This is a genomic window from Micromonospora sp. BL4, assembly GCF_003667505.1.
Lineage (GTDB): Bacteria > Actinomycetota > Actinomycetes > Mycobacteriales > Micromonosporaceae > Micromonospora.
Window position 1 is genome coordinate 40,838 of record NZ_RCVJ01000192.1, and the last position, 26,162, is coordinate 66,999.

Below are 26,162 nucleotides of genomic sequence, written 5' to 3' on the forward strand. Positions count from 1 at the left end.
CACGCCCGCCGGGGTCTCGCCGCGGGGCGCGGTGACCGGTCGCCAGCTCCCGGGAGGGCGGACGATGCGACGGTGGCTTCCAGCGCTGGCGCTGGCCGGCGTCACGATGGTGCTGCTGGCCGGCTGCGGGCCTGCGCGGGGCGCCGACGGTGACCTCACCGACGACTGGCCGGCGCTGCGGGCCCCGAAACCGTTCACCCCCGCCACCGACACCTGCCTGCCCCGGGTCACCTCGATCGTGCAGGCCAGCACGTACGAGACGGTGGACTGCGCGCGCAGCCACCTGGCCGAGGCGATCCACGTCGGCACCTTCGACGGCGCCGCGGCGCGCGCCACCACCCGGCCCCAGCCGGGGTCGTCGGGCCTGCGAGCCGCCCGCGCCGAGTGTGACCAGCGGGCCCGGGAGGTGCTCGGCGGCGACTGGCACACGGCACGGCTCACCCTGTCGGTCTCGCTGCCCTCGGCACCGGCCTGGGCCGGCGGCGCACGCTGGTTCCGCTGCGATCTCAGCGAGACCGGCAGCATCGACAACACGCGGCCGGTGAACCGCGTCGGCAGCCTGCGCGGCGCGTTGATCGGCGACACCCCGCTGACCCACCGCTGCTTCGATCCCAAGCTGATCGGCGACAACCTCAACTACATGGCCCCGGTGCTCTGCACGGAGCCGCACCGCGCCGAATTCGTCGGCGTCTACGCGGAACGCGACATGAGCTGGGCGGACTTCACCCGCTCCGCCGAGCAGGCGCACCGGCGCTGCATGGCGTTGATCGCCGCGTACGCCGCGGTGCCGAACAACAGCGACCTGCCGTACCGGGCCGGGTCCATCTACTACCCACCATCACAGCGGGAGTGGGAGGAGGGCGACCGTGGGGTGCGCTGTTTCCTGTGGAGCGACGACCGCAAACTCACCCGCTCGATGCGCAATGCGGGCCCCCAGGGACTACCGGCCATCTGAGCACCGGTGCCGTATGCTGCTGCGCCGTGGCGCTACCGACCGGCCGGGGGCCGGCCGGAGACCAGCAGCGGCGGGAGGTCGGGCATGCGACGGTGGTTGACGGCGCTCGCCGTGGGCGCGACGGCGGCCCTGGCGCTGGCCGGATGCGGCGCACCCGCCGGAGTTGACCGGAACCTCATCGACGACTGGCCGGCGCCCGTCGCGGCGCAGCAGTTCGTTCCCGCCACCGACGTCTGCCACCACGCCGCCCAGCAGGTCGGCTACCTTACCGGCTACAACCCGGTGGCGTGCACCGAGTCGCACCGGGTGGAGACCATGCACGTCGGCACGCTCAGCGGCCCGGGCACGGACCGCGCGACGCCCCCACCGCCCGGCTCGGTCGCCATGCGGGCCGCCCAGGCCGGCTGCGACAAGGAGGTCAGCAAGGCGGTCGGCGCCGACTGGCGCTCCGGCCGCCTCGGCCTGACCGTCGTGCTGCCCTCGGCGCCGGCGTGGGCCGGTGGGGCCCGCTGGTACCGCTGTGACGTCACCGAGATCGCCAGCATCGACGACACCTCCGTCGGCCTGCGCACCGGCAGCCTGCGGGGGGCGCTGACCGGCGCGGCGCCTCTGGCGTACCGCTGCTTCAACCCCAAGCTGGTCAAGGACGACATCGACGAGATGGTGCCGGTCTCGTGCACCAGCCGGCACCACGCCGAGTTCGTCGGCATCTGGAAGGCCCCGGACGTCAGCTACGCCGAGTTCACCCGCACCACCAAGCGGACCCACCGGGCCTGCCAGACGGTGACCGCCCGGTACGCCAAGGTGCCGGACAACTCCCAGCTCGACTTCCGCACCGGGACGATCTACTACCAGCCGTACGAGCAGGAGTGGAAGAACGGCAACCGTGGCGTGCAGTGCTTCCTGTGGATCAGCGACCGGAACCTGACCCGCTCGATGAAGGGCGCCGGCACCAAGGGCCTCCCGGTCACCTGACCCACCACTTCGCCGAAGCCAAGAGGAAGGGCCCCTGTCCAGGGGCCCTTCCTTTGTCGAACGGCTGCTCAGCCTCGGCGCAGGACGGCGAGGAACATCGCGTCGGTGCCGTGCCGGTGCGGCCAGAGCTGCACGGTCGGGCCGTCACCCAGGCCGGGCATACCGGCCGGCAGCAGCGGCCGGGCGTCCACGAAGTCCACCGACACCCCACTGCGGCGAGCCGCCTCGGTCACCGTCACGTGGGTCTCGACCGTGTGCGGCGAGCAGGTGACGTACGCGACCAGCCCGCCCGGACGGACCGCCCGCAGCGCCGCGCCGAGCAGCTCCCTTTGCAGCCGGGTCAGCGGCGGCAGGTCGGAGGGTTGGCGACGCCAGCGCGACTCCGGCCGGCGACGCAGCGACCCCAGCCCGGTGCACGGAGCGTCAACCAGCACCCGGTCGAAGTGCCCCTCCGGCAGCTTCGGGTCCGCACCGACCTCGCGGCCGTCCATGGCCAGCACGGTCACCGGCAGACCACGGGTCGCCTGGGAGACCAGCCGGGCCCGGTGCTCGGCCACCTCCACCGCGGTCACCCGGGCGCCGCGCTGCGCGGCGAGCGCGCCGAGCAGCCCGGCCTTGCCGCCCGGACCCGCGCACAGGTCCAGCCAGCGCCCGTCCGGGCCGTCCAGCGGCGCGGCGGCGAGCGCGGCGGCCACCAGCTGGGAGCCCTCGTCCTGGACGTGGGCCCGGCCGTCGACGACCGCCGGCACGTCGCCGGGCGCGCCACCGGGCAGATAGACGGCGTACGGCGAGAACGCGCCGGGCGCCCCGCCCACCTGGTCGGCCAGCTCGACCGGGTCGATCAGGCCGGGCCGGGCGCACAGGTGCACCGGCGGGCGCTCGTTGTCCTCGATCAGCAGTCGGGCCGTCTCGCCCAGGTCGCCGCCGAGGGCCTCGGAGAACGCCCGCACGATCCACTGCGGATGGCTGTACGCCAGCGCCAGGTGCCCGATCGGGTCGGTCTCCATGGGCGGGGCGAGCTTCGCCACCCAGCCGTCGGCGTCGAGGGTGGACACCTCGCGCAGCACCGCGTTGGCGAACCCGGTGGCGCCCGGCGCGACCGCGCGGACCAGGTCCACGGTCGACGAGACCGCGGCGTGCGGAGGCACCCGGGTGTGCAGCAGCTGGTACGCCCCGAGCCGCAGCGCGTCGCGTACCGGCGGGTCGATCCGGGCCACGTCCCGGCCGGCCGCGTCGGTCAGGATCGCGTCCAGCGTGCCCAGGTGACGCAGGGTGCCGTAGGTCAGCTCGGTGGCGAACGCCGCGTCCCGGCCGTACAGCCCCTCCTCGCGCAGGATGGTCGGCAGCACCAGGTTGGCGAACGCGTCGTCGCGGTGCACCGCGGCGACCGCCTCGTACGCCGCGCGCCGCGGCCGGTCCAGCGGCGGCCGGGCCGGCCGGCGGTCCCCGCCGCGACCGGCGGACGGGCCGCCCCGCGTCGGGCGCGTGCCCTCCGGGGCCGTCACGCGAGCTCCTCGCCGGCGCTGACCCGGACGCCGCGCGCCCAGTCGGTCGCCGGCATGGCCCGCTTTCCGGCGGCCCGGACCTCACCCAGTCGCACCGGCACGGTGGCCGTGCCGACCAGCACCCGGGCCTTCTCCACCAGCAGCTCCCCCGGCTTCAGGTCGGGGCCGTCGGCTGCCGCCACCACCGGGCCGAGCTTCACCCGCTCGCCCCGGAAGGTCGTCCAGGGGCCCGGGGCCGGGGTGCAGGCCCGGATCCGCCGGTCCACGGCGAAAGCCGGGTCGGTCCAGCGCACGCGGGCGTCCTCCACGGTCAGTTTCGGTGCCAGTGACACCCCGTCGGCCGGCTGCGGCTCGGCCCGGGCGGTGCCGTCGGCGATCGCGTCGAGCACCGCCACCAGCAGCCCGGCACCGGACTCGGCGAGACGACCCAGCAGGTCACCGGAGGTGTCGCCGGCGCGGATCTCATCGGTCAGGGTGCCGAAGACCGGACCGGTGTCCAGGCCCTGCTCCAGCTGGAAGACGCTGGCCCCGGTCAGCTCGTCACCGTGCAGCACCGCGTGCTGCACGGGCGCGGCGCCGCGCCAGGCGGGCAGCAGCGAGAAGTGCAGGTTGATCCAGCCGTACCGGGGGATCTCCAGCGCCGCCGGCGGCACCAGCGCGCCGTACGCGACCACCGGCACGCAGTCCGGTGCCAGCTCACGCAGCCGGTCGAGGAACTCCGGGTCACGGGGACGGTCCGGGGTGAGCACCTCGACGCCGTGCTCGTCGGCCCACTCGCCGACCGGGGAACGGGACAGGCCACGCCCGCGCCCGGCGGGCGCGTCGGGCCGGGTGACCACCGCGACGAGGTCGTGCCGGGAGGCGGCGACGGCGGCCAGGGCGGGAACGGCGACGGCCGGCGTACCGGCGAAGATCACACGCATCCGGGTCACCGGCCCAGGCCGAAGGGGCTGCCCGCGGCGTGCGGGTTGACCTTGACCACCGGCGGGGCGGACGCGTCGTACCACTCGGCCTGGCGGATCGCCTTCATCGCCTCCTTGCGGCCGGCCGCGTCGAGCCGGTCCAGGAAGAGCACACCGTCGAGGTGGTCGGTCTCGTGCTGCACGCAGCGGGCCATCAGGCCGGTGCCGACGATCTGGAGCGGGTCGCCGTAGCCGTTGAAGCCCTTGGCGATCACGTTCTGCCGGCGCTTGGTGTCGAAGTAGAGCCCGGGGATGGACAGGCAGCCCTCCGGGCCGTCCTGCTCCTCCTCGTCGGGGAATTCGAGCACCGGGTTGACCAGGTGCCCCAGCACGTCGTCGACGTCGAAGGCGAACACCCGCAGGCCCACACCGAGCTGTGGCGCGGCCAGGCCGGCCCCGTTCTGCTCACGCATCGTGTCGGTCAGATCGGCGATGAGCCTACGCAGCTCGACGTCGAAGTCGACCACCGGATCGGCCGGCGTGCGCAGCACCGGATCCCCAAACAGACGGATGGGCTGGACGGTCACGCGGGACGGCTCCTTCATGGGGTGGGACGAGCGGTGCCGTACCAGTCTACGGAGTGCCCGGGTGGGCGCCGGCCGGCGTACCTCGATCGGCCACCGCGGGTGTGCCCAGCGTCACCGGCAGGCTCTCGTACCCGCGCAGGGTCAGCCGGGTCCGGTGCCGGGGCGCCCCGGCCAGGGCCAGCTCGGGCAGCCGGCGCAGCAGCATCGGGAAGGCCAGCTGCGCCTCCAGCCGGGCCAGCCCGGCGCCGAGACAGTAGTGCGGGCCGGCGCCGAAGGAGAGCGGATGCGCCTGGTCGCGGGTCGGGTCGAAGCGCTGCGGGTCGGGGAACCGGCGCGGATCCCGGTTGGCCGCCCCGAGCAGCAGCAGCGCCGTGCTGCCGGCCGGCAGGTCCAACCCGCCGCAGCGCACCGGTGCGGTGCTGGTCCGGGTGGTCAGCTGCACCGGCGAGTCGTAGCGCAGCAGCTCCTCGACGTACGCCGGGGCGAGCCCGGGGTCCGCGCGCAGCGCGGCCGCGGCCCCGGGGTGCCGCAGCAGCACCACCAGGCCGTTGCCGAGCAGGTTGGTGGTGGTCTCGAAGCCGGCGACCAGCAGCACCACCAGGTTGGCCAGCAGCTCGTCGCCGGTGAGCCGTTCGCCGTCGGTGTCGTGCACCTGGACCAGCGCGGTGGTCAGGTCGTCGGCGGGCGCCCGGCGGCGGGCGGCGACCAGCTCCGTGAAGTACGCGCGCAGCTCGGCGGCGCCCGCGTCGGCGACGGCCAGCTCCTCGGCGGTGATCTCCGGCTCCAGCACCCCGGTCAGGTCGCCGGCCCAGCGGCGGAACAGCGGCCGGTCGGTGGCCGGCACGCCGAGCAGCGCGCAGATCACCCCCACCGGCAGCGGGTACGCGAAGTCGGCCAGCACGTCGACGGGCGCTCCGTCCGCGGCACGCTCCAGCATGTCGTCGAGCAGCCCCTCCGCCTGGGCGCGCACCACGTCGCGCATCCCGGCGATCCGGCGCGGGCTGAACGCGCCGGCGGCGAGTCGGCGCATCCGGCTGTGGTCGGGCGGGTTGGTCCGCAGCATGGACCGGGCGATCGACGAGATCGCCGGGCTCTCGCGCCAGTTCGGCCAGACCTGGTCCCGCAGCGCGTCGTCCAGCACCCCGAGCCGGGGGTCGCGCAGCAGCTCGTCGGCCTCCGGGTAGCCGGTCACCACGTACAGGCCGGGCAGGGCCTGCACCACCGGCCCGTGCGCCCGCAGCCGCTCGTACGTCGGGTACGGGTCGACCCGCCCCTGCGGCGACATGAGCAGTGTGAGCGCCTCGGCAGCCTCCATGGCCGGCCTCCCCGTCGATGCGTCGGAGGCTCCATCATGCCCGCGTCGCCTCCGGCGCCGCCGCCCCGGACGAGGACGGCTACGGGGTCAGGCGCTGGCGCCCGGGTCCCCCGCGAGGACCGCGTCGCCGCCGAGCAGCGCGGGCTCCGGCAGCGGCAGCTGGATCTTGTGGGCGGCCTCCCAGTCGTAGACCAGGCCGGGACGCACCTGCGCGACGAAGTAGTCGATCGCGCTCATCCCGCCGACCACCGGCTCGTCGACCTCCGCCACGAGCTGGGCGGGGACCAGGGAGAAGCCGTTCTGCAGGGCGGCGCTGAGCCGGCGGTGACCATCGACGACGAAGAAGTACTCACCGGTGAACCCGATCCTCAGCGGCTTCAGCGCCGAGTCGCCGGCCTCGGCCACATCGCTGACGAACTCGGAGTCCCACAGTCCGCGCAGGGTGGCGATGTCCTCGGTCGGGTAGACCCGGGCCGGGTCCAGCAGCAGCAGCGGTGGCTCGTCGCGCAGCACCTCACCACCGAGCGTCCCCTCGTACGCGGCGATGATGTGCTCGACCACCTCGGCGGCGGAGGCCCGGGTGGTGTCGCAGATCAGGTCATAGTTGCGCAGCCGGGCCTTGTCCACCCCGTACCGGATGATGAACCGGTTGCGCTCGCTCTCGCTGCGCTCGCGCAGCTTGGCCTTGGCCTCCTGGAGAGTGGCGTAGCTCTCCGCCGGCCCGGAGGGCCGGGCCAGCACGCGGCGGGCCGCCTCGCCCGGCTCGGTGATCATGTGCACCTTGAGCGCGTCGGTGAAGAAGTGCCACGCCAGCCGGGAGTCCATGACGAGGCTCTCGCCGGAGGCGGCGATGTCCCGTTGGAGCTGGTCGACGTAGCCGTCGACGGCCTGGTCGAGCTCGGCGTGCAGGTTGAGCTGCAACGCGGTCATCTGCCGCTGCTGCGCCATCTCCCGGTAGAGGTCACCCACGCTGACCCGGCGCATGCCGAGCCGCTTGGCGATCTCCACCGACACGGTGCTCTTGCCGCTGCCGAGGTCGCCGTTGAAGACGATCGATTGTCGAACGGTCACGACTGGTCCACCCCTGATCACCGGCTCTTTGACATCATCGACATCGCGTCCGACCGACGCGTTCCCGCCATCGTCGCTGCCATCCTGTGACGGCTCCAGCTCGGCGTGTCTGACGCCGCGCCGCGACCTGGATCCGTCGTGCGCCCGGGCATGACGGGCGATGCTACCACCCTGCCGCCACCGCTTTGCCGGACGCGGTGTGCGGGAGCCGGGGCTGCGGCCCAGGTCGGCGGGCCGCCGGCGCCCGCCGCCCGGCTCAGAACAGGCTCAGCGGATCGACCTGGAGGCGGACGGGATCGGCGGCCTTGCGGGCCGCGCGCGCCCCAGCGGCCGAGTGCAGCGCCTCGGCCAGCGCGGCGGCCCGGGCCCGGGGCACCCGCACCAGCATCCGCTCGCGGCCCTCCTCGGCCGGCACCGGCCCGAGCACCTCCGCGTCGGCCGGCAGCCGGGCCGCGTCGAGCAGGTCGGCCACCGCCTCGGCCGGACCGGTGACGCTGGCCATCCGTACCGCCGGCGGGAAGCCCAGCTCGCGGCGCTCGGCCAGTTCCCGGCCGGCGAACCAGCCGGCGTCCCAGCGCAGCAACGCCTGCACCGGGGCGAGCGCCCCGTCGGCGACCACCACCACCCGGCCGGCCGGGGCCGGACGAGCCAGCGCCGCGGCGGCCAGCCAGCGGCGCAGCGCCTCCTCGCCGGCGCGCAGGTCGGCCCGGGTCAGCAGGGCCCACGAGTCGAGCAGCAGCACCGCGCCGTAGCCGCCCTCGGCGACCGGCTCGGCGCCGGGCGTGGCGACCACCACGGCCGCGCCGCCGGGCACGTCGCTCAGCACCTCCTCCCGGCCCGAGGTCCGCACCGGCACGCCGGGGAACGCCCGGCCCAGCTCTTCCGCGGTACGCCGGGCGCCGGTCACCGCGGCCCGCAGCCGCCGCCCACCGCACTCGGGGCAGGCGTACGCGGCGGCTACCCGGGCGCACCAGCGGCAGGCCGGGGTGCCGCCCGCCGAGGGCAGCGCGAGCGGACCGGCGCAGTGCGCGCAGCGGGCCGGGGTCCGGCAGTCCGCGCAGGCGATCGAGGGCAGGTAGCCGCGCCGGGGCACCTGCACCAGCACCGGCAGGTCCGCCCGCAGGGCGTCGCGGGCGGCCGTCCAGGCCAGGCTGGGCAGCCGGGCGGTGGCCGCCCCGGGATCGCGGGCCAGCTGCGGGTCGTCGCCGGTCGGCGCGATGGCCGGGATACGGGCCCGCACGGTCGTCCGGTCGGCGACCACCTCCCGGGCCCAGCCGGTCTCCACCAGCAGCTGCGCCTCGGCGGTGCGGGCGTACCCGCCGACCAGCGCGCCGGCCTCGGCGAGCTGGGCGCGGGTGAGCAGCACGTCCCGGGCGTGCGGATAGGGCGCGCGCGGCTCGGCGTGCAGGTCGTCGCCGTCGTCCCAGACCGCGACCAGGCCGAGCCGGTCCACCGGGGCGAACATCGCCGCCCGGGTGCCGATCACCACCGGCACCTCCCCGCGCCGGGCGGCGAGGAAGGCGCGGTAGCGCCGGGCCGGACCGAGCGCGGCGGAGAGGGTGACGTGCCGTCCCGGGCCGAGCACGCCGGTGAGCGCGGCGTCCAGCCGATCGAGGTCGCGGGCGTCGGCCACCACGACGACCGCGCCGCGTCCCCCGGCGACGGTGGCGGCGACCGCGTCGGCGTAGCGGGCGGCCCAGTCCTCGCCGGGCAGCGCCGACCAGACGGCCCGCGGCGCCCGTCCGTCGGTGAGCGCGCGCAGCAGGGCCGGACCGGTCGGGTAGTCCCGCCACCCGCGCGGGTCGACGGCCGGCTCGTCGGAGGCCACCGGCGCGCTGGTCTGATCGCCGCGGGCCTCCTTCTCGACCCGGGCGTGCCGGGGTGGCACCGCGAGCCGGAGCACGTCGGCGAGGCTGCCCGCGTACCGGTCGGCGACCGCGCGGGCCAACCGGGCGATCTCGGGCGCCAGCACCGGCTCCGGCGAGACCACCTTCTCCAGGTAGGCGAGCCGGCCTGTGTGCCCGGAGTCGTCGGCGCGGGCCAGCAGCCAGCCGTCGACGAGCTGCCCCGCGAAGCGCACCTTCACCCGGGTGCCGGGCACCGCCGCGGCGTCCAGGTCGGCCGGCACCAGGTAGTCGAACGGCCGGTCCAGGTGCGCCAGCGGGACGTCCACGCAGACGCGCGCGACCGGCGACCCTTCCGCGGGTCGCCGGTCGCTGCGCCTGGTGGCGGTCAGGCTCCCGCGGCCGACTTGAGGTCGGCGGCCCGGTCGGTGCTCTCCCAGGTCAGGTCCGGCAGCTCGCGGCCGAAGTGGCCGTACGCGGCGGTCTGCTGGTAGATCGGGCGGAGCAGGTTCAGGTCCCGGATGATCGCGGCCGGGCGCAGGTCGAACACCTCGGTGACGGCCTTCTCGATCGAGGCGACCGGCACGGTCTCGGTGCCGAACGTCTCGATGAACAGGCTCACCGGGTGCGCCTTGCCGATGGCGTACGCGACCTGGGCCTCGCACCGCTCGGCCAGGCCGGCGGCGACCACGTTCTTGGCCACCCAGCGCATCGCGTACGCGGCCGAGCGGTCCACCTTGGACGGGTCCTTGCCGGAGAACGCGCCGCCGCCGTGCCGGGCGTACCCGCCGTAGGTGTCGACGATGATCTTGCGGCCGGTCAGCCCGGCGTCGCCCATCGGGCCACCGATCTCGAAGCGGCCGGTCGGGTTGACCAGCAGCCGGTAGCCGTCGGTGTCCAGACCGAGGCTCTCCAGCTCCGGAGCGATGACGTGGTCACGCACGTCCGGGGTGAGCAGCGACTCCAACGAGATGTCCGCGGCGTGCTGGCTGGACACGACCACGGTGTTGAGCCGGACCGGGCGCAGCCCCTCGTACTCGATGGTCACCTGGGTCTTGCCGTCCGGGCGCAGGTACGGGATGGTGCCGTCCTTGCGCACCGCGGCGAGGCGGCGGGCCAGCCGGTGCGCCAGGGCGATCGGCAGCGGCATCAGCTCGGGCGTCTCCGAGCAGGCGAAGCCGAACATCATGCCCTGGTCGCCGGCGCCCTGCGCGTCCAGCGCGCTCTCCGAGGCGCCGGTACGCAGCTCGAAGGCGTTGTCCACGCCCTGCGCGATGTCCTCGGACTGCGCTCCGATCGAGACGCTGACCCCGCAGGAGGCGCCGTCGAAGCCCTTCTTCGACGAGTCGTAGCCGATGTCGAGGATCGTCCGGCGGACGATCGTCGGGATGTCGGCGTACGCCTTGGTGGTGACCTCACCGGCGATGTGCACCTGGCCGGTGGTGATCATGGTCTCCACCGCCACCCTGCTGTGCGGATCCTCGGCGAGCAGCGCGTCGAGGATGCCATCGCTGATCTGGTCGGCGATCTTGTCCGGGTGGCCTTCCGTGACCGATTCGGACGTGAAGAGGCGGCGTGTCACGGCACTCCTAAGCGTGTGAAGTCGTTCCGCGGCAGTCTAGTCACCGCTGCGGCGGGTGTCGGGATCGGTCGTGCCCTGTTCCACCCGTCAGGAGCGGTTGGCCAACCGCGCCACGACGAGATCCCAGACCGAGTCGGCCACATCCTCCTTGGCCTGCTCCGGCAGCCGGCTGACCGAGCCGTCCGCGCCGATGACCGTCACCGTGTTGGTGTCGGCGCCGAAGACCTTGTCCGCGCCGACCTCGTTGACCACGATCAGGTCGGCCCGCTTCCGGGCGAGTTTGGCCCGGCCGTTGGCCTCCGCGTCGCCGGTCTCGGCGGCGAACACCACCAGCACCTGCTCCGGTCGTTTGCGCTGGCCGAGCTCCGCCGCGATGTCCGGGTTCGTGACGAGCTCGATGGTGGGCGCGACACCGTCGTCCGACTTCTTGATTTTGCCAGGCGCGTACGTCGCCGGCCGGAAATCAGCCGGAGCCGCCGCCATCACCACCGCGTCGGCGTCGACGGCGGCCTTCAGCGTCGCCTCCCGCAGCTCACCGGTGGTGCCCACCCGGACCAGGTCGACCCCGGCCGGGTCGGCGAGGGAGACGTTGGCCGTGATCAGGGTGACCCGGGCGCCCCGGGCGACGGCCGCCCGGGCGAACGCGTACCCCTGCTTGCCGGAGGAGCGGTTGCCGAGGAACCGGACCGGATCCAGCGGCTCGCGGGTGCCACCCGCGGTGACCACCACCCGGCGGCCGGCCAGGTCGGCGGGGGCGGGCCCGCCCCGGGCCAGGACCCGATGGGCGACCGCGAAGATCTCCGCCGGGTCGGGCAGCCGGCCCTTGCCGGTGTCGACGCCGGTGAGCCGGCCGACGGCCGGCTCGATGACCCGGACGCCGCGGGCGCGCAGCGTGGCGACGTTGGCCACGGTGGCCGGGTGCTCCCACATCTCGGTGTGCATGGCCGGAGCCAGCACCACCGGGCAGCGCGCCGTCAGCAGCGTGTTGGTCAGCAGGTCGTCGGCGAGCCCGTGGGCGGCCTTGGCGAGCAGGTCGGCGGTGGTCGGCGCGACCACCACCAGGTCGGCCTGCTGGCCGAGCCGCACGTGCGGCACCTCGTGCACGTCGGACCAGACGTCGTCGGCGATCGGCTGGCCGGAGAGCGCCGCCCAGGTCGGCGCGACGACGAAGCGGAGCGCCGACGCGGTCGGCACGACACGAACCCGGTGACCCGATTCGGTGAAGAGGCGCAGCAGCTCGCAGGCCTTGTAGGCGGCGATGCCGCCGCCGACCCCGAGGACGATCCCGGCGGACATCGACGCGTGCGGGCTTACGGCTGGTCGGTCGGCTCGGCGGTGAGCAGGCCCGAGTTGATCTCGCGCATGGCGATGGAGAGGGGCTTCTCCTGGGGGGTGGTCTCGACGAGCGGGCCGACGTACTCCAGCAGGCCCTCGCCGAGCTGGCTGTAGTAGGCGTTCACCTGGCGCGCGCGCTTGGCGGCGAAGATGACCAGCGCGTACTTCGACGTCGTCTTCTCGAGGAGCTCGTCGATCGGCGGGTTGGTGATGCCTTCGGGGTTGGCGATGGATCCCACGAATTAACCTCTGCGTCTTTCGAGCCGCGCGGACGCGGTGCTGAGTCTCAACGGGGCCGGCGGTCAGCCACGCACGCGCGACCAGGCCGGATCCGGATAAGAAGAACCGAGTAAGCCTACCAGCTCGGCAACCACTCGATCGGTGAGGTCGTGGGTCAGGGCGTGCTCGAAGGTCGCCGCCACGGCCGCGTCGGGTCGGTGACCGGGCGGGATCAGCAGCACCAGCCGGGCGTCGGGCAGTCGTGCCCGGACCAGTTGGGCGCCGGTCAGGTCGAGGGAGAGCAGCACCGGCTGCCCCGCGTCGAGCCGGGCGCGCAGCGGCGCGTACGGCGTGCCCCGGCAGTGCGGGCCGATCCGGGACCACTCCAGCAGCTCGCCGGCGGCCGCCCGGCGGTCGAACTCGGCGGGAGCGAGGAAGACCCGGTCCTCCCCGTCGGTCTCCCGCTCCCGGCGCGGCCGGGTGGTCGCCGGCACCGGGATCCACACGGACGGAGAACGCGCCCGGACGAGCTCGACGACACTCTCCCTGCCGGAACCCGAAGGTCCAGCCAGGACAGTGAGCCGAGCCGCCGGGCGCGCCTCGTCATCCGTGCTCACTGCTTGTTTCTACACGCTGCCAGGTTCAGTTGGCGGCGAACTCTCCAAGCAGTGCCTTGCGCTGCTGCTCACCGAGGCCGCGCAGGCGACGGCTGTCGGCGATCTTGAGCTTCTCCATGATCTGGGTAGCCCGGATCTTGCCGATGCCCGGCATGGCCTGCAGGACGGCCGAAACCTTGAGCTTACCCACGACGTCGTCGCTCTCGGCCCGCTCAAGGACGGCACCGAGGGTGGTCTTGCCCTGCTTGAGCTGCTCCTTCAGCTCGGCACGGGCCTTGCGGATCTCCGCGGCCTTCTCGAGCGCGGCAGCGCGCTGTTCGGGGGTCAGTGACGGGAGCGGCACCAGTTCTCCTCAGGTCCCTATCGCGGCGGGCGGGGCGCACCGCCGCATCTGTGAAACGTGGTGTCGCTGTGAACCAAGGGGTCCGTGGTTCCCAGCGCGGGGAAAACTAGCGGTCAACGGAGCTTTCGGCAACGTGGGCGCGCGATGATCATCGCAAAGTGACCGAGCCGTCAGTCAGTCACCGGGCAGCCAGAACGCCCCGGCACTCGGCCAGCACCCGGTCCGCGGCGGCCCGCAGGGCGGTGGCGTCGGGGCCCGCGGAGAGCACCTCCCGGGAGTACGACGGGAGCACCCCGGCGAGGCTCGAACCGAAGACGGTCCGCAGATCGGCAGCGCCGGCGCCCTGCGCGCCGAGCCCCGGCGCGAGCAGCGGACCACCCACCTCGGAGAGGTCGTGACCGGTGTCACCGATGGTCGCGCCGACCACCAGCCCGAAGCTGCCGAGAGGGGTCGCACCCCTGTTGAGCTGGGAAATCTCGTCGATCACGGTCTGCGCCACGGTGCGCCCGTCGGCCGTGCGGGCCCGCTGCACGGCGGCTCCCTCCGGGTTCGAGGTGAGGGCCAGCACGAACACGCCGCCGCCGTGCTCGGCGGCCAGCTCGAACATCGGCGCCAGGGAACCTACTCCCAGGTAGGGGCTCGCGGTCACCGCATCGACATACAGCGGGCTGGATGGATCAAGGTACGCGGAGGCGTACGCGCTGACCGTCGAGCCGATGTCGCCGCGCTTGACGTCCAGCAGAACGAGCGAACCGGCATCGCGTAACTGTCGGATAGTTGACTCAAGAATCGCCACACCGCGGGACCCGAAACGCTCGAAAAAGGCCGACTGAGGCTTGACCACCGCAACCCGGTCACCGAGGGCGTCGGCCACGGTCCGGGTGAACCGCTCGAGCCCCTGAACGTCGTCGCTGAGGCCCCAGCGGGCCAGCAGACCGGGATGTGGGTCGATGCCCACACAGAGCGGTCCCCGCTCGCTGACGGCCCGGTGCAGTCGGGTGCCGAAGCTGTCCATCGGGTACTTCCCCTCTCCTCGTCCGGGCGGCAGCCCGCCACGGGTAGCTCTGAACCACCGACCGGGGCCGGCTCAGCCGGCCGCCACCGCCGCCGCCACCCCGGACGCGATCCGGGCCACGTCAGCGTCGTCGGTGACGTACGGCGGCATCGTGTAGATCAGGTCGCGGAACGGCCGCAGCCACACCCCCCGGCCCACCGCCGCCGTGGTGGCCGCGCCGAGGTCGACGTCGTGATCGAGTTGGACCACGCCGATCGCGCCGAGGACCCGCACGTCGGCCACGCCCGGCGCGCCGCGCAGCGGCTCCAGCCCGGCACGCAGGCCCGCACCGATCCTGGCCACCTGCGCCGCCCAGTCCCCGGCCCGCAGCAGCCCGATGGAGGCGTTGGCCACCGCGCAGGCCAACGGGTTGCCCATGAAGGTGGGACCGTGCGCCAGCACGCCCGTGGCGGAGATCGCCTGGGCCACCTGCGGGGTGCAGAGCGTCGCCGCCAGGGTCAGGTAGCCACCGGTGAGCGCCTTGCCCACGCACATCACGTCCGGGGCCACCCCGGCGTGCTCAGCGGCGAACATCGTGCCGGTACGCCCGAAGCCGGTGGCGATCTCGTCGAAGATCAGCAGGATCCCGTGCGCGCGGGTCACCTCGCGCAGCACCCGCAGGTACCCCGGATGGTGGAAACGCATCCCGCCGGCGCCCTGCACCACCGGCTCGACGATCACCGCGGCCAGTTCGTCGGCGTGCCGCTCGACCGCGTCCACCAGCGCCGCCACGTACGCCTCGTCGGGCGGATCGGCGAACCCACCCGGCGGGACCGGTGCGAACACCTGCCGGGGCAGCACGTCGCCCCACAGGTGGTGCATCCCGCCCTCCGGGTCGCAGACGCTCATCGGGTGGAACGTGTCGCCGTGGTAGCCGCCACGCCAGGTCGCCAGCCGGCGCCTCTGCGGTCGGCCGACGGCCCGCTGGTACTGCAGGCACATCTTCATCGCCACCTCGACGCTGACCGAGCCGGAGTCGGCCAGGAAGACGTGCTCCAGACCGTCCGGGCTCAGTTCGACCAGGGTCCGGGCGAGCTGGACCGCGGGCTCGTGCGTGAGCCCGCCGAACATCACGTGGCTCATCCGGCCGAGCTGGTCGGTCACCGCCGCGTCCAACGTCGGGTGCCGGTAGCCGTGGATCGCCGCCCACCAGGACGACATCCCGTCCACCAGCTCCCGGCCGTCCGCCAGCCGCAGCCGCACCCCCTCGGCGCTCTGCACCACATACGGCGGGTTCGCCGGCGGCAGCGCGGCGTACGGGTGCCAGACGTGTGCCCGGTCGGCGACCAGGATCTCCTCAGGCGTCATGCGTGCTCCTTCCCAACTGCGGCGGACGCTGGTCCGGCCGGGGCGGCCGCTGCGGTGCGGAACGCCCGGGGCCGACCCGGAGCACCCCACCGGCCGCCTTTGCTCTGCACCCGCGGACGCGCCACCCCGCGTCCACGCCACCCCCGGACGCGCCACCCCGCGGACGCGCCACCCTGCAGCTCCGGGAATCCATGGCCGTGCCACCCTGCGAACCCGGCAATCCACGGCCGCACGGGTCCCTGGTCCCGCTGAGCCGAGGAGAGCGTGGTCCCGCGGCCCGTCGCATCGGCGGGTGCAGAGCAAAGGCAGCGGGGCAGGACATCGGGTCCCCCGCGTCCAGCGCCGGTCAACGGCCGGTGACCGGCTCCGGGGCACCGGTGTGCCCCGGAGCGCGGGCGGCGGCGCGGACCAGGGCCGGGCCCCGGTAGATGAAGCCGGTGTAGAGCTGCACCAGGGCGGCGCCGGCGTCGAACATCCGTGCCGCGTCGTCCGGGTCGAGCACACCGCCGACGCCGATGATCGGCAGTCGGCCGCCGGTCTCCCGGTGCACGAAGGCGACCACGTCCCTCGCCCGGCCGGTGAGCGGCCGGCCGGAGAGGCCGCCGGCCTGTGCGCCGCGCTCGGCGTCCGCCGGGGCGAGACCACCCCGGGCCAGGGTGGTGTTGGTGGCGATCACCCCGGCCGCGCCGCGGGCCAGGCAGACCTCCAGCAGCTCGGCGATCGCCGCCTCGGTCAGGTCAGGGGCGATCTTGACCAGGACCGGCTTCTCCCCGACCAGCGCGGCGAGCAGCGCGTCCAGGTGTGCGCGATCCTGCAGCGAGCGCAGCCCCGGGGTGTTCGGCGAGGAGACGTTCACCGCGAAGTAGTCGCCGTGTCCGCGCAGCGCCCGGTACGAGGCGAGGTAGTCCTCAACCGCCTCGTCGAGCGGGGTCACCTTGGACTTGCCCAGCGAGATGCCCAGCGGTACGCCGATCGGGCGCGGCAGCGCGGCCAGCCGGGCGGCCAGCGCGGCGGCGCCGGCGTTGTTGAAGCCCATCCGGTTGATCACCGCCTCGCTGGCCGGCAGCCGGAACAGCCGCGGCCGGGGGTTGCCCGGCTGGGCGTGCGCGGTGACCGTGCCGACCTCGACGAAACCGAAGCCGAGCGCCGGCCAGGCCGGCAGCGCCGCCCCGTCCTTGTCCATTCCGGCGGCCAACCCGACCGGGTTGGGGAACTCCACACCGAACACCGCGCGCGGCGCGCGCACCGCGTACCGGGCACGCAGCGCCGCCAGCGCGGCCGGCCGCCGGGACAGCGCGGTCAACCGCCGCAGTGTCCACTCGTGCGCCGCCTCCGCGTCCCCACTCCCGATCCGGAACAGCCACGGCCGCACCGCCCGCTCGAACAGGGTCACTGGGCGGCCCGCAGGGTGGCGTGCAGGTCCTGGAGGGGACGGACCTGCATGTCGCCGCGGATCCTGGCCTCGATGCCCATCACGGCGGCGGCGGCGCCGGGGACCGTGGTGATGCAGGGGATGTCCGCGGTGACCGCGGCGCTGCGGATCTCGTAGCCGTCCGAGCGGGCGCTGGCACCCGAACCCTGCGGCGTGTTGATCACCAGCGCCACGGCGCCGCCGAGAATCAGGGACACCGCGTCGTCCCCCTCGCCGGCCTGGTAGTGCTTGCGGATCTGCTCGCAGGCGATGCCGTGCCGACGCAGCACCTCGGCGGTGCCGGTGGTCGCCACGATCTCGAAGCCGAGATCGGCCAGGCGCTTGATCGGGAAGATCATGCCGCGCTTGTCCCGGTTGGCCACCGAGACGAAGATCTTCCCGGCGGTCGGCAGCGAGCCGTACGCGGCCGACTGGCTCTTGGCGAAGGCGTGCCCGAAGTTGGTGTCGATGCCCATCACCTCGCCGGTCGACTTCATCTCCGGCCCGAGCAGCGAGTCGATCCCCTTGCCCGCGCGGGTGCGGAAGCGCTTGAACGGCAGCACCGCCTCCTTCACCGCGATCGGCGCGTCGGCGGGCATCGTGCCGCCGTCCCCGGTCGCCGGGAGCAGACCCTCGGCGCGCAGCTCGGCGATGCGCGCCCCGAGCGCGATCCGGGCCGCCGCCTTCGCCAACGGCACCGCGGTCGCCTTGGAGACGAACGGGACCGTCCGCGACGCCCGCGGGTTGGCCTCCAGCACGTAGAGCACGTCGTCCTTGAGCGCGTACTGCACGTTGAGCAGGCCGCGGACGCCGACACCGCGGGCGATCGCCTCGGTGTAGCGGCGGACCTCGGCCAGGTGCGAACCCGCGAGAGTGATCGGCGGCAGCGCGCAGGACGAGTCGCCGGAGTGGATGCCCGCCTCCTCGATGTGCTCCATCACCCCGCCGATGTAGACCTCGCCGTCGGCGTCGCACAGCGCGTCCACGTCGATCTCGATGGCGTCGTCGAGGAAGCGGTCGACCAGCACCGGGTGGTCCGGGGAGATGTCGGTGGCCCGCCCGATGTAGTCGCGCAGCGTCGGGTCGTCGTAGACGATCTCCATGCCCCGCCCGCCCAGCACGTACGACGGCCGGACCAGCACCGGGTAACCGATCTCGTCGGCGATCGTCTTGGCCTCGTCGTAGGAGGTGGCCATGCCGTGCGCCGGCGCCCGCAGCCCGGCCCGGGCCAGCACCGCGCCGAACGCGCCGCGCTCCTCGGCCAGGTGGATCGACTCCGGGGAGGTGCCGACCACCGGCACCCCGGCGTTCTTGAGCCGTTGCGCCAGCCCCAGCGGGGTCTGCCCGCCCAGCTGCACGACCACACCGACCACGCCCGGCCCGCCGGCCGCCCGGCCCGAGGAGTCCTCGGCGTGCCAGACCTCCAGCACGTCCTCGAAGGTCAGCGGCTCGAAGTAGAGCCGGTCGGCGGTGTCGTAGTCGGTGGAGACCGTCTCCGGGTTGCAGTTGACCATGACGGTCTCGTAGCCGGTCGCACGCAACGCCTGCACCGCGTGCACGCACGAGTAGTCGAACTCGATGCCCTGCCCGATCCGGTTCGGCCCGGAGCCCAGGATCAGCACCTTCGGCCGATCCGACGGCGCGACCTCGGTTTCGAAGTCGTACGTCGAGTAGTGGTACGGCGTCGTCGCCTCGAACTCGGCCGCGCAGGTGTCCACGGTCTTGTAGACCGGGCGCACGTCGAGACGGTGCCGCAGCGTCCGCACGCCGTCCTCCGCGGCCAGCTCCGGGCGCAGCGCGGCGAGCTGCCGGTCGGACAGACCGGCCCGCTTGGCCCGGCGCAGCAGTTCGGCGTCGAGCACCGGGGCGTCCACGATCTCCGCACGCAGCTCGACCAGCGCGGCGATCTGGTCCAGGAACCACGGGTCGATCCCACCCGAGGCCGCGGTGACCTCGGCGATCGACGCGCCGAGACGCAACGCCCGCTCGACGGTGTACAGCCGGCCGTCGTGCGGGATCCGCAGCGCGGCGAGGGTGTTCTCCTTCGTCGCGTCGGCCGGGTCCGGCTGGGTCCAGAAACCCGCCTGCTTCGTTTCCATCGAGCGCATCGCCTTGTTCAGCGCCTCGCTGAAGTTGCGCCCGAGGCTCATCGCCTCGCCCACCGACTTCATCGTGGTGGTCAGCTCCGGGTCCGCGCCGGGGAACTTCTCGAACGCGAACCGGGGGATCTTCACCACCACGTAGTCCAGCGTCGGCTCGAACGCCGCCGGGGTCTTCAACGTGATGTCGTTCGGAATCTCGTCGAGGGTGTAGCCGATCGCCAGCTTGGCCGCGATCTTGGCGATCGGGAAGCCGGTCGCCTTGGACGCCAGCGCCGAGGAGCGCGACACCCGGGGGTTCATCTCGATCACGACGATCCGGCCGTCGACCGGGTTGACCGCGAACTGGATGTTGCAGCCGCCGGTGTCCACCCCGACCTCGCGCAGCACCGCGATGCCCAGGTCACGCAGGTGTTGGTACTCCCGGTCGGTGAGCGTCATGGCCGGGGCCACGGTGACGCTGTCACCGGTGTGCACGCCCATCGGGTCGACGTTCTCGATCGAGCAGACCACCACCACGTTGTCGTGCCGGTCGCGCATCAGCTCGAGCTCGTACTCCTTCCAGCCGAGCACGCTCTCCTCGATGAGCACCTCGTGCACCGGGCTGGCGGACAGGCCGTCGCCGGCGATGCGGGCCAGGTCCTCCGGGGTGTGGGCCATACCGGAGCCCAGGCCGCCCATGGTGAACGACGGCCGGATCACCACCGGCAGGCCCAGCTCCGCGACGGTGGCCTCGACCTCGTCCATGGAGTGGCAGACCCGGGAGCGGGGCACCAGCGCGGTCGGGTCGTCGATGCCGAGGCGTACGCCGGCCTTGGCTACGATCTCCTTGAACAGCTGGCGGTCCTCGCCCCGGTTGATCGCGTCGATGTTCGCGCCGATCAGCTCCACGCCGTACTTCTCCAGGACGCCGCCCTCGTGCAGGGCGACCGCCGTGTTCAGCGCGGTCTGCCCGCCGAGGGTCGCCAGGATCGCGTCCGGGCGCTCCTTGGCGATGACCAGCTCCACGAACTCCGGGGTGATCGGCTCGACGTACGTGGCGTCGGCGAACTCCGGGTCCGTCATGATCGTCGCCGGGTTGGAGTTGACCAGGCTGACCCGGATCCCCTCGCTGCGCAGCACCCGGCACGCCTGGGTGCCGGAGTAGTCGAACTCGCAGGCCTGCCCGATGACGATCGGCCCGGAGCCGATCACCAGGATGTGCTTGAGATCGGTCCGCTTAGGCATTCGTGCGCCCCTCGCTGTGGGTCCGGCCCTCGATGAGCTCGGCGAAGCGGTCGAAGAGGTAGTCCGCGTCATGCGGGCCGGCCGCCGCCTCCGGGTGGTACTGAACGGTGAAGGCGGGCACGTCCACGGCCCGCAGCCCCTCGACGACGTTGTCATTGAGGCAGACGTGCGACACGCGGACGCCGCCGAAGTCGGTGTCGATCACCTGATCGGGGACCACCGCGCCGTGCCCCGCGCCCGGGACCTGGACAGCGAAGCCGTGGTTGTGGCTGGTCACCTCGACCTTGCCGGTGGCCCGGTCGAGCACCGGCTGGTTGATCCCCCGGTGGCCGTAGCCCAGCTTGTAGGTGCCGAAGCCGAGCGCCCGGCCGAGGATCTGGCTGCCGAAGCAGATGCCGAACAGCGGCACCCGCCGCTGCAACGCCTCCCGGGCCAGCGCCACCGGGCCGTCGGCGGTCGCCGGGTCGCCGGGGCCGGGCGACAGGAAGATCGCGTCGGCGCCGGTGGCGAGCAGGTCGTCGATGCTGGAGGAGGCCGGCAGCACGTGGGTGGTCACCCCGCGGGCGGCGAGCCGGCGCGGCACGTTGCGCTTGATGCCCAGGTCCAGCGCGGCCACGGTGAACCGGTGCGCACCGACCGCCTGGACGACGTACGGCTGGGGGGTGGTCACCTCGGTGGAGAGGTCCGCGCCGACCATCTGCGGCGCCTGCCGCACCCGGGCCAGCAGGCTCTGCGGGTCGTTGTCCACGCTGGAGATGCCCACCCGCATGGCGCCCCGCTCGCGCAGGTGCCGGGTCAGCGCGCGGGTGTCCACCCCGCTGATGCCGACGACTCCCTCGGTGGCGAGGCGGTCCTCGAGGCTGCCGGTGGCCCGCCAGTTCGAGCCGATCCGGGCCGGGTCACGCACGACGTAGCCGGCCACCCAGATCCGGCCGGACTCGTCGTCCTCGCCGTTGACGCCGGTGTTGCCGATGTGCGGGGCGGTCTGCACCACCACCTGCCGGTGGTAGGACGGGTCGGTGAGGGTCTCCTGGTAGCCGGTCATGCCGGTGGTGAAGACCGCCTCGCCGAAGGTCTCCCCCACGCTGCCGTACGCCTCACCGGGAAACGTACGCCCGTCCTCGAGAACGAGGATCGCGGAACGTCTGCGGGTCACTTGACTGCCTTTCCGTCCAGGACCGTCGGCTCGCCGCGCAGGAAGGTCGCCACGATGCGACCCGGCAGCGTCATGCGGGCGTACGGGGTGTTGCGACTACGACTGGCCAGCTCCGCCGGTTCGATGGTGCGGCGGGCGGCCGGGTCGATCAGGGTCAGGTTGGCCGGCACACCGGGCGCCGGGTCGACGCCGTGTCCGGGCAGTCCGGCGATCCGGGCCGGGGCGCGGGACATCCGCTCGGCGATCAGGTCCCACTCGGGGCCGAGCACGTCCAGCGCGATGGAGAGCGCCGTCTCCAGGCCGAGCATCCCCGGCCGGGCGTACGCCCACTCGCACTCCTTGTCCTCCACGGCGTGCGGGGCGTGGTCGGTGGCGATCACGTCGATCACACCGTCGGCGAGCGCGGCGCGCAGCGCGGTGATGTCCGCGGCCGTGCGCAGCGGCGGGTTCACCTTGAAGACCGGGTCGTACGTCTCCGCCCGCTCGTCGGTGAGCAGCAGGTGGTGCGGGGTCACCTCGGCGGTGACCCGTACGCCGCGCGCCTTGGCGTGACGCAGCACCTCGACGCTGCCGGCGGTGGAGACGTGGCAGACGTGCAGTCGGCTGCCCACGTGCTCGGCGAGCAGCACGTCCCGGGCGATGATCGCCTCCTCGGCGACGGCCGGCCACCCGATCAGGCCGAGCCGGGTGGAGACCTCACCCTCGTGCATCTGGGCGCCCTCGGTGAGCCGGGGCTCCTCGGCGTGCTGGGCGATGATCCCGTCGAACGCCTTGACGTACTCCAGGGCCCGGCGCATCAGCTTCGGGTCGGCGACGCAGTGCCCGTCGTCGGAGAAGATCCGCACCCGGGCCGCGGAGTCGGCCATCGCGCCCAGTTCGGCGAGGCGCTCACCGGCCAGCCCGACGGTGACCGCGCCGATCGGCTGTACGTCGACCAGCGCGGCCTCCCGGCCGAGCCGCCAGACCTGCTCGACGACGCCGGCGGTGTCCGCGACCGGGGAGGTGTTGGCCATCGCGCAGACCGCCGTGTAGCCGCCCAGCGCCGCTGCGCGCGAGCCGGACTCGACGGTCTCGGCGTCCTCCCGGCCGGGTTCGCGCAGGTGCGTGTGCAGGTCGACGAGGCCGGGCAGGGCGACCAGTCCGGTGCCGTCGATGACGGTGGCGTCCGGCGCGGACAGCCCCGGGCCGACCTCGGCGACGACGCCGTCGCGGATCAGCAGGTCGGTCGGCGCGGCGCCGACGACGCTCACGCTGGTGATGAGGTACGCGGTCACCGGTTGTTCCCTCCGAGCAGCAGGTACAGGACGGCCATCCGCACGGAGACCCCGTTGGTGACCTGTTCGACGATGGTGGAGCGGGGTGAGTCGGCCACCTCGGGGGTGATCTCCATCCCCCGGTTCATCGGGCCGGGGTGCATGACGATGGCGTGCTCGGGCAGGCGGCGCATCCGCGGCCCGTCCAGGCCGTAGCGGCGGGCGTACTCGCGGGCGGAGGGGAAGTAGGAGTCGTTCATGCGCTCCCGCTGCACCCGCAGCATCATCACCACGTCCGCGTTGGGCAGCACGGAGTCGAGGTCGTAGGAGACGTCGGTGCCCGGGGCGAGCGCCGCGGTGATGTCCACCGGGATGAGGGTGGGCGGGCCGACCAGGGTGACCTTGGCGCCGAGGGTGGAGAGCAGCAGCACGTTCGAACGGGCCACCCGGGAGTGCAGCACGTCCCCGACCACCGCGACCGACAGGCCGGCGAGCCGGCCCAGCCGGGCCCGCATGGTGTACGCGTCCAGCAGCGCCTGGGTGGGGTGCTCGTGGGTGCCGTCGCCGGCGTTGACCACCGACCCGTCGACCCAGTTCGCGAGTCGGTGCGGCGCGCCGGAGGCGGGGTGCCGCACGACGACCGCGTCGGCGCCCATGGCCTGGAGGGTCAGCGCGGTGTCCTTCAGGCTCTCGCCCTTGGTGACGCTGGATCCCTTCGCGGAAAAGTTGATCACGTCGGCGCTCAGCCGCTTCGCCGCCGCCTCGAAGGAGATCCGGGTGCGGGTCGAGTCCTCGTAGAAGAGGTTCACCACCGTCCGGCCGCGCAGCGCGGGCAGCTTCTTGATCTCCCGGCCGGCGACCGTGGCCATCTCGGCGGCGGTGTCCAGGATCTCGGTGGCGGTGTCGGCGTCCAGGTCCGCGCCGGAGAGCAGGTGCCTGATCATGAGGTGGTCCCCCCGTACAGCTTGACCTCGTCCGTCCCGTCGGTCTCGGCGAGCGTCACCTTGACGCTCTCGGCGAGCGAGGTCGGGATGTTCTTGCCGACGTAGTCGGCGCGGATCGGCAGCTCCCGGTGACCCCGGTCGACCAGGACGGCGAGCTGCACGGACGCCGGGCGCCCCACGTCGTTGAGCGCGTCGAGCGCGGCCCGGACGGTGCGGCCGGAGAAGAGCACGTCGTCGACGAGGATGACCCGCTTGCCGTCGATGCCGCCGGGCGGCAGCTCGGTCGGGCCGACCGCGCGGGTGGCGTGCCGACGAAGGTCGTCGCGGTACAGGGTGATGTCGAGCACACCGACCGGGACGGCGACGTCCTCGAAGGTGCTGATCCGGGCGGCGAGCCGCCGGGCGAGGGGTGCGCCACGGGTGGGAATCCCCAGCAGCACCGTCTCGGCGGCGCCCTGGGTCTTCTCCAGGATCTGGTGGGCGATGCGGTCGACCACGCGTTGCACGTCGGCGCTGGCGAGGATCACCTTCACCGAGGGTTGTCGCGGTGGTGACGAGCGGGCAGCCGGTGGGTATGCCACGGCGGACCTCCTTCCCCGCCTCACTGGACGGGTCGTTAAAGGATGTCGGGCACCTCCGGCCGGACCGCGGGCGGACCTGGGCCGGGGCTTCACGCCACGTTACCAGTGGTCACCGGGTGGATGGACGGCGGCCGCTGACCATCGGATCAGGCCGACGAAATGGGGATAACTCCCCCGGTGCTCCCCAACGGTAGGGTCACGACCACTTGACCAGGTGTCGCATTCCCCGTACCGTCACGCTCCGTAGCGATCGACGGGAGAACCCCGAGCAGCACTGGGAGTGTCCGAATGCCCTCTGAATACGCCAAGTCTCTGGGCGCCCGCCTGCGCTCCATCCGCCAGCAGCAGGGCCTGTCCCTGCAGGGTGTGGAGGAGAAGTCGAACGGGCGCTGGAAGGCCGTGGTGGTCGGGTCGTACGAGCGCGGCGACCGTGCCGTGACGGTGTCCCGCCTGGCCGAGCTTGCCGAGTTCTACCGCGTCCCCGTCTCGGAGCTGCTGCCCGACGGCAGCGGGGTCCGTCACGAGCCCACCAGCAAGATCGTCCTGGACCTGGAGCGGCTCTACGACGAGGCCTCCGAGGACCTGGCCTACGTGGCCCGCTACGCCCGCGCCATCCAGCAGCAGCGCGGCGACTACAACGGCCGGGTGCTCTCCATCCGCGCCGACGACCTGCGGGCGCTCGCGATCGTCTACGACGCCTCGCCGTCGGGTCTGATCGAGCGGCTCACCGAGCACGGTGTGCTGGTCGCCGACCCCCGGGCGTTCTTCGCCTCCTGAACCACCGATCCACCGAAAGGGCCCGTGCCGTCCGGCACGGGCCCTTTTCGTCGTACGGGGTGCTGAGCGGGTGCGCTCAGCGGGTGGCGTACTCGGCGATCCGGCCGAGAATGCCGTTGAGGAAGCGCGGCGAGTCGTCGGTGGACATCTGGCGGGCCAGCTCCACGGCCTCGCTGATCGCCACCGCGTCGTCGATCTCGTCGATGTAGAGCAGCTCGTAGACCGCGATCCGGGCCAGGTTGCGGTCCACCACGGGCATCCGCTCCAGCGTCCAGCCCTCGGCGTAGCTGGCGATCAACTCGTCGATCCGGTTGAGGTGTTCGGCGACGCCCTCGACCAGGCCCACCGCGTAGCCCAGGTGCTCCGGTCGGGGCTGCTCGATCCGCTGCACGTAGCCGGCGAGCACCTCGACCGGGGGCCGGTCCCGCAGGTCGGCCTCGTAGAGGACGTCCAGCGCCCGCTTGCGCGCCTTACGGCGCGCCGGCATCTGCTGTTTGGGACCCTCCGCCATCAGGAGCGGCCGAGGTAACGGCCGTCGCGGGTGTCGACCTTGATCTTCTCGCCGGTGGTGATGAACAGCGGCACCTGCACGGTCGCGCCGGTCTCGACGGTGGCCGGCTTGTTGCCGCCGGTCGACCGGTCGCCCTGCAGACCCGGCTCGGTGTAGGTGACTTCCAGCACCACGCTGGTGGGCAGCTCGATGTAGAGCGGGACGCCCTCGTGCGTGGCGACGGTCGCCTCGGCCTCGGGGAGGAGGTAGTTGGCCGCCTCACCGACGGTGCCGCCGGGGACGGTGATCTGGTCGAAGGTCTCCAGATCCATGAAGACGTAGTCTTCGCCGTCGGCGTACAGGTACTGCATCGTGCGCTTGTCCACGGTCGCGGTTTCGACCTTGGTGCCCGCGTTGAAGGTCTTGTCGACCACCTTCCCGGACAGCACGTTCTTCAGCGTGGTGCGCACGAAGGCACCACCCTTACCGGGCTTGACGTGCTGGAACTCGACGACGGCCCAGAGTTCGCCGTCAAGGTTGAGTACCAGGCCGTTTTTGAGGTCGTTGGTGGAGGCCATTTCCTGCCTTGATCATCAATTGGCGGACAGACCT

Annotated in this window: 24 protein-coding genes; 3 read left to right on the forward strand and 21 right to left on the reverse strand. The window is 73.2% G+C overall.

Annotated elements, in window-relative coordinates:
• The first annotated feature begins 64 nt into the window (after positions 1-64).
• Both EAD89_RS25720 and EAD89_RS25725 read left to right on the forward strand, forming a co-directional pair.
• On the forward strand, positions 65-955 hold the full coding sequence (locus EAD89_RS25720; RefSeq protein WP_121677504.1) for a septum formation family protein: 891 nt from the start codon (positions 65-67) through the stop codon (positions 953-955).
• Between the two features lie 84 nt (positions 956-1,039).
• Positions 1,040-1,930, forward strand: a complete 891-nt coding sequence (locus tag EAD89_RS25725) for a septum formation family protein (protein WP_121677505.1) — start codon at positions 1,040-1,042, stop codon at positions 1,928-1,930.
• 68 nt (positions 1,931-1,998) lie between these two features.
• Here the strand turns inward: EAD89_RS25725 and EAD89_RS25730 are convergent, their stop codons facing one another.
• The 19 genes from EAD89_RS25730 to pyrR all read right to left on the reverse strand — a co-directional run bounded on the left by EAD89_RS25730 (position 1,999) and on the right by pyrR (position 24,283).
• On the reverse strand, positions 1,999-3,435 hold the full coding sequence (locus EAD89_RS25730) for an RsmB/NOP family class I SAM-dependent RNA methyltransferase (RefSeq protein ID WP_121677506.1): 1,437 nt from the start codon (positions 3,433-3,435) through the stop codon (positions 1,999-2,001).
• Complete coding sequence (gene fmt, locus EAD89_RS25735) at positions 3,432-4,358, reverse strand: methionyl-tRNA formyltransferase (protein ID WP_121677532.1); 927 nt, start codon at positions 4,356-4,358, stop codon at positions 3,432-3,434. Before fmt ends, EAD89_RS25730 begins: the two co-directional genes overlap by 4 nt.
• 5 nt (positions 4,359-4,363) lie before the next feature.
• The gene (gene def / locus EAD89_RS25740) at positions 4,364-4,924 is read right to left on the reverse strand and encodes a peptide deformylase (RefSeq protein WP_121652177.1); all 561 of its coding nucleotides are present in this window, start codon (positions 4,922-4,924) and stop codon (positions 4,364-4,366) included.
• Between the two features lie 46 nt (positions 4,925-4,970).
• On the reverse strand, positions 4,971-6,239 hold the full coding sequence (locus EAD89_RS25745) for a cytochrome P450 (protein ID WP_121677507.1): 1,269 nt from the start codon (positions 6,237-6,239) through the stop codon (positions 4,971-4,973).
• An 87-nt stretch (positions 6,240-6,326) separates the two neighbouring features.
• Positions 6,327-7,310, reverse strand: coding sequence for an AAA family ATPase (locus tag EAD89_RS25750; RefSeq protein ID WP_121677508.1), 984 nt, complete (start codon positions 7,308-7,310; stop codon positions 6,327-6,329).
• A 256-nt stretch (positions 7,311-7,566) separates the two neighbouring features.
• Positions 7,567-9,483, reverse strand: a complete 1,917-nt coding sequence (locus EAD89_RS25755; RefSeq protein WP_233579122.1) for a primosomal protein N' — start codon at positions 9,481-9,483, stop codon at positions 7,567-7,569.
• 59 nt (positions 9,484-9,542) lie between these two features.
• A complete protein-coding gene (gene metK, locus EAD89_RS25760; RefSeq protein ID WP_121653394.1) occupies positions 9,543-10,736 on the reverse strand; it encodes a methionine adenosyltransferase in 1,194 nt (397 codons plus the stop codon).
• An 87-nt stretch (positions 10,737-10,823) separates the two neighbouring features.
• Positions 10,824-12,032 carry a bifunctional phosphopantothenoylcysteine decarboxylase/phosphopantothenate--cysteine ligase CoaBC gene (coaBC, locus tag EAD89_RS25765; protein ID WP_121677509.1) on the reverse strand — a complete coding sequence of 403 codons (1,209 nt, stop codon included), beginning with the start codon at positions 12,030-12,032 and terminating at the stop codon, positions 10,824-10,826.
• 14 nt (positions 12,033-12,046) lie between these two features.
• Positions 12,047-12,310, reverse strand: coding sequence for a DNA-directed RNA polymerase subunit omega (gene rpoZ, locus EAD89_RS25770; protein ID WP_030335666.1), 264 nt, complete (start codon positions 12,308-12,310; stop codon positions 12,047-12,049).
• Positions 12,311-12,373: 63 nt separating this feature from the next.
• Entirely contained in the window at positions 12,374-12,907 is a 534-nt protein-coding gene (locus EAD89_RS25775) for a guanylate kinase (RefSeq protein WP_121677510.1), read from the reverse strand.
• A gap of 25 nt (positions 12,908-12,932) precedes the next feature.
• Positions 12,933-13,250: an integration host factor, actinobacterial type gene (gene mihF / locus EAD89_RS25780; RefSeq protein WP_007458370.1), complete on the reverse strand. Its 318-nt coding sequence runs from the start codon at positions 13,248-13,250 to the stop codon at positions 12,933-12,935.
• Between the two features lie 178 nt (positions 13,251-13,428).
• Entirely contained in the window at positions 13,429-14,265 is an 837-nt protein-coding gene (pyrF, locus tag EAD89_RS25785) for an orotidine-5'-phosphate decarboxylase (RefSeq protein ID WP_121677511.1), read from the reverse strand.
• 72 nt (positions 14,266-14,337) lie between these two features.
• Complete coding sequence (locus tag EAD89_RS25790) at positions 14,338-15,612, reverse strand: adenosylmethionine--8-amino-7-oxononanoate transaminase (protein ID WP_121677512.1); 1,275 nt, start codon at positions 15,610-15,612, stop codon at positions 14,338-14,340.
• Positions 15,613-15,958: 346 nt separating this feature from the next.
• Positions 15,959-17,005, reverse strand: coding sequence for a quinone-dependent dihydroorotate dehydrogenase (locus tag EAD89_RS25795; RefSeq protein WP_121677513.1), 1,047 nt, complete (start codon positions 17,003-17,005; stop codon positions 15,959-15,961).
• Positions 17,002-20,349 carry a carbamoyl-phosphate synthase large subunit gene (gene carB / locus EAD89_RS25800; protein WP_121677514.1) on the reverse strand — a complete coding sequence of 1,116 codons (3,348 nt, stop codon included), beginning with the start codon at positions 20,347-20,349 and terminating at the stop codon, positions 17,002-17,004. Before carB ends, EAD89_RS25795 begins: the two co-directional genes overlap by 4 nt.
• Complete coding sequence (gene carA, locus EAD89_RS25805; RefSeq protein ID WP_121677515.1) at positions 20,342-21,505, reverse strand: glutamine-hydrolyzing carbamoyl-phosphate synthase small subunit; 1,164 nt, start codon at positions 21,503-21,505, stop codon at positions 20,342-20,344. The genes carB and carA overlap by 8 nt, the downstream gene beginning before the upstream one ends.
• Positions 21,502-22,779, reverse strand: a complete 1,278-nt coding sequence (locus EAD89_RS25810; protein WP_121653402.1) for a dihydroorotase — start codon at positions 22,777-22,779, stop codon at positions 21,502-21,504. Before EAD89_RS25810 ends, carA begins: the two co-directional genes overlap by 4 nt.
• Entirely contained in the window at positions 22,776-23,702 is a 927-nt protein-coding gene (locus tag EAD89_RS25815; RefSeq protein WP_121677516.1) for an aspartate carbamoyltransferase catalytic subunit, read from the reverse strand. The genes EAD89_RS25810 and EAD89_RS25815 overlap by 4 nt, the downstream gene beginning before the upstream one ends.
• Complete coding sequence (gene pyrR, locus EAD89_RS25820; protein WP_121653404.1) at positions 23,699-24,283, reverse strand: bifunctional pyr operon transcriptional regulator/uracil phosphoribosyltransferase PyrR; 585 nt, start codon at positions 24,281-24,283, stop codon at positions 23,699-23,701. The genes EAD89_RS25815 and pyrR overlap by 4 nt, the downstream gene beginning before the upstream one ends.
• A 288-nt stretch (positions 24,284-24,571) precedes the next feature.
• Between pyrR and EAD89_RS25825 the strand changes: the two genes are divergently transcribed.
• Positions 24,572-25,060: a transcriptional regulator gene (locus tag EAD89_RS25825; protein ID WP_007458348.1), complete on the forward strand. Its 489-nt coding sequence runs from the start codon at positions 24,572-24,574 to the stop codon at positions 25,058-25,060.
• 76 nt (positions 25,061-25,136) lie between these two features.
• Here the strand turns inward: EAD89_RS25825 and nusB are convergent, their stop codons facing one another.
• On the reverse strand, positions 25,137-25,547 hold the full coding sequence (gene nusB / locus EAD89_RS25830) for a transcription antitermination factor NusB (protein ID WP_199723335.1): 411 nt from the start codon (positions 25,545-25,547) through the stop codon (positions 25,137-25,139).
• A gap of 23 nt (positions 25,548-25,570) precedes the next feature.
• A complete protein-coding gene (gene efp, locus EAD89_RS25835) occupies positions 25,571-26,128 on the reverse strand; it encodes an elongation factor P (protein WP_074318567.1) in 558 nt (185 codons plus the stop codon).
• Between the last annotated feature and the right edge of the window lie 34 nt (positions 26,129-26,162).

What these genes read in the sequence shown, in the direction of transcription:
- EAD89_RS25720 (WP_121677504.1), top strand. Translation starts at nt 65, where the DNA reads ATGCGACGGTGGCTTCCAGCGCTGGCGCTGGCCGGCGTCACGATGGTG.
- EAD89_RS25725 (WP_121677505.1), top strand. Translation starts at nt 1,040, where the DNA reads ATGCGACGGTGGTTGACGGCGCTCGCCGTGGGCGCGACGGCGGCCCTG.
- fmt (WP_121677532.1), bottom strand. Translation starts at nt 4,358, where the DNA reads ATGCGTGTGATCTTCGCCGGTACGCCGGCCGTCGCCGTTCCCGCCCTG.
- EAD89_RS25745 (WP_121677507.1), bottom strand. Translation starts at nt 6,239, where the DNA reads ATGGAGGCTGCCGAGGCGCTCACACTGCTCATGTCGCCGCAGGGGCGG.
- coaBC (WP_121677509.1), bottom strand. Translation starts at nt 12,032, where the DNA reads ATGTCCGCCGGGATCGTCCTCGGGGTCGGCGGCGGCATCGCCGCCTAC.
- pyrF (WP_121677511.1), bottom strand. Translation starts at nt 14,265, where the DNA reads ATGGACAGCTTCGGCACCCGACTGCACCGGGCCGTCAGCGAGCGGGGA.
- EAD89_RS25790 (WP_121677512.1), bottom strand. Translation starts at nt 15,612, where the DNA reads ATGACGCCTGAGGAGATCCTGGTCGCCGACCGGGCACACGTCTGGCAC.
- carB (WP_121677514.1), bottom strand. Translation starts at nt 20,349, where the DNA reads ATGCCTAAGCGGACCGATCTCAAGCACATCCTGGTGATCGGCTCCGGG.
- EAD89_RS25815 (WP_121677516.1), bottom strand. Translation starts at nt 23,702, where the DNA reads ATGATCAGGCACCTGCTCTCCGGCGCGGACCTGGACGCCGACACCGCC.
- EAD89_RS25825 (WP_007458348.1), top strand. Translation starts at nt 24,572, where the DNA reads ATGCCCTCTGAATACGCCAAGTCTCTGGGCGCCCGCCTGCGCTCCATC.
- nusB (WP_199723335.1), bottom strand. Translation starts at nt 25,547, where the DNA reads ATGCCGGCGCGCCGTAAGGCGCGCAAGCGGGCGCTGGACGTCCTCTAC.
- efp (WP_074318567.1), bottom strand. Translation starts at nt 26,128, where the DNA reads ATGGCCTCCACCAACGACCTCAAAAACGGCCTGGTACTCAACCTTGAC.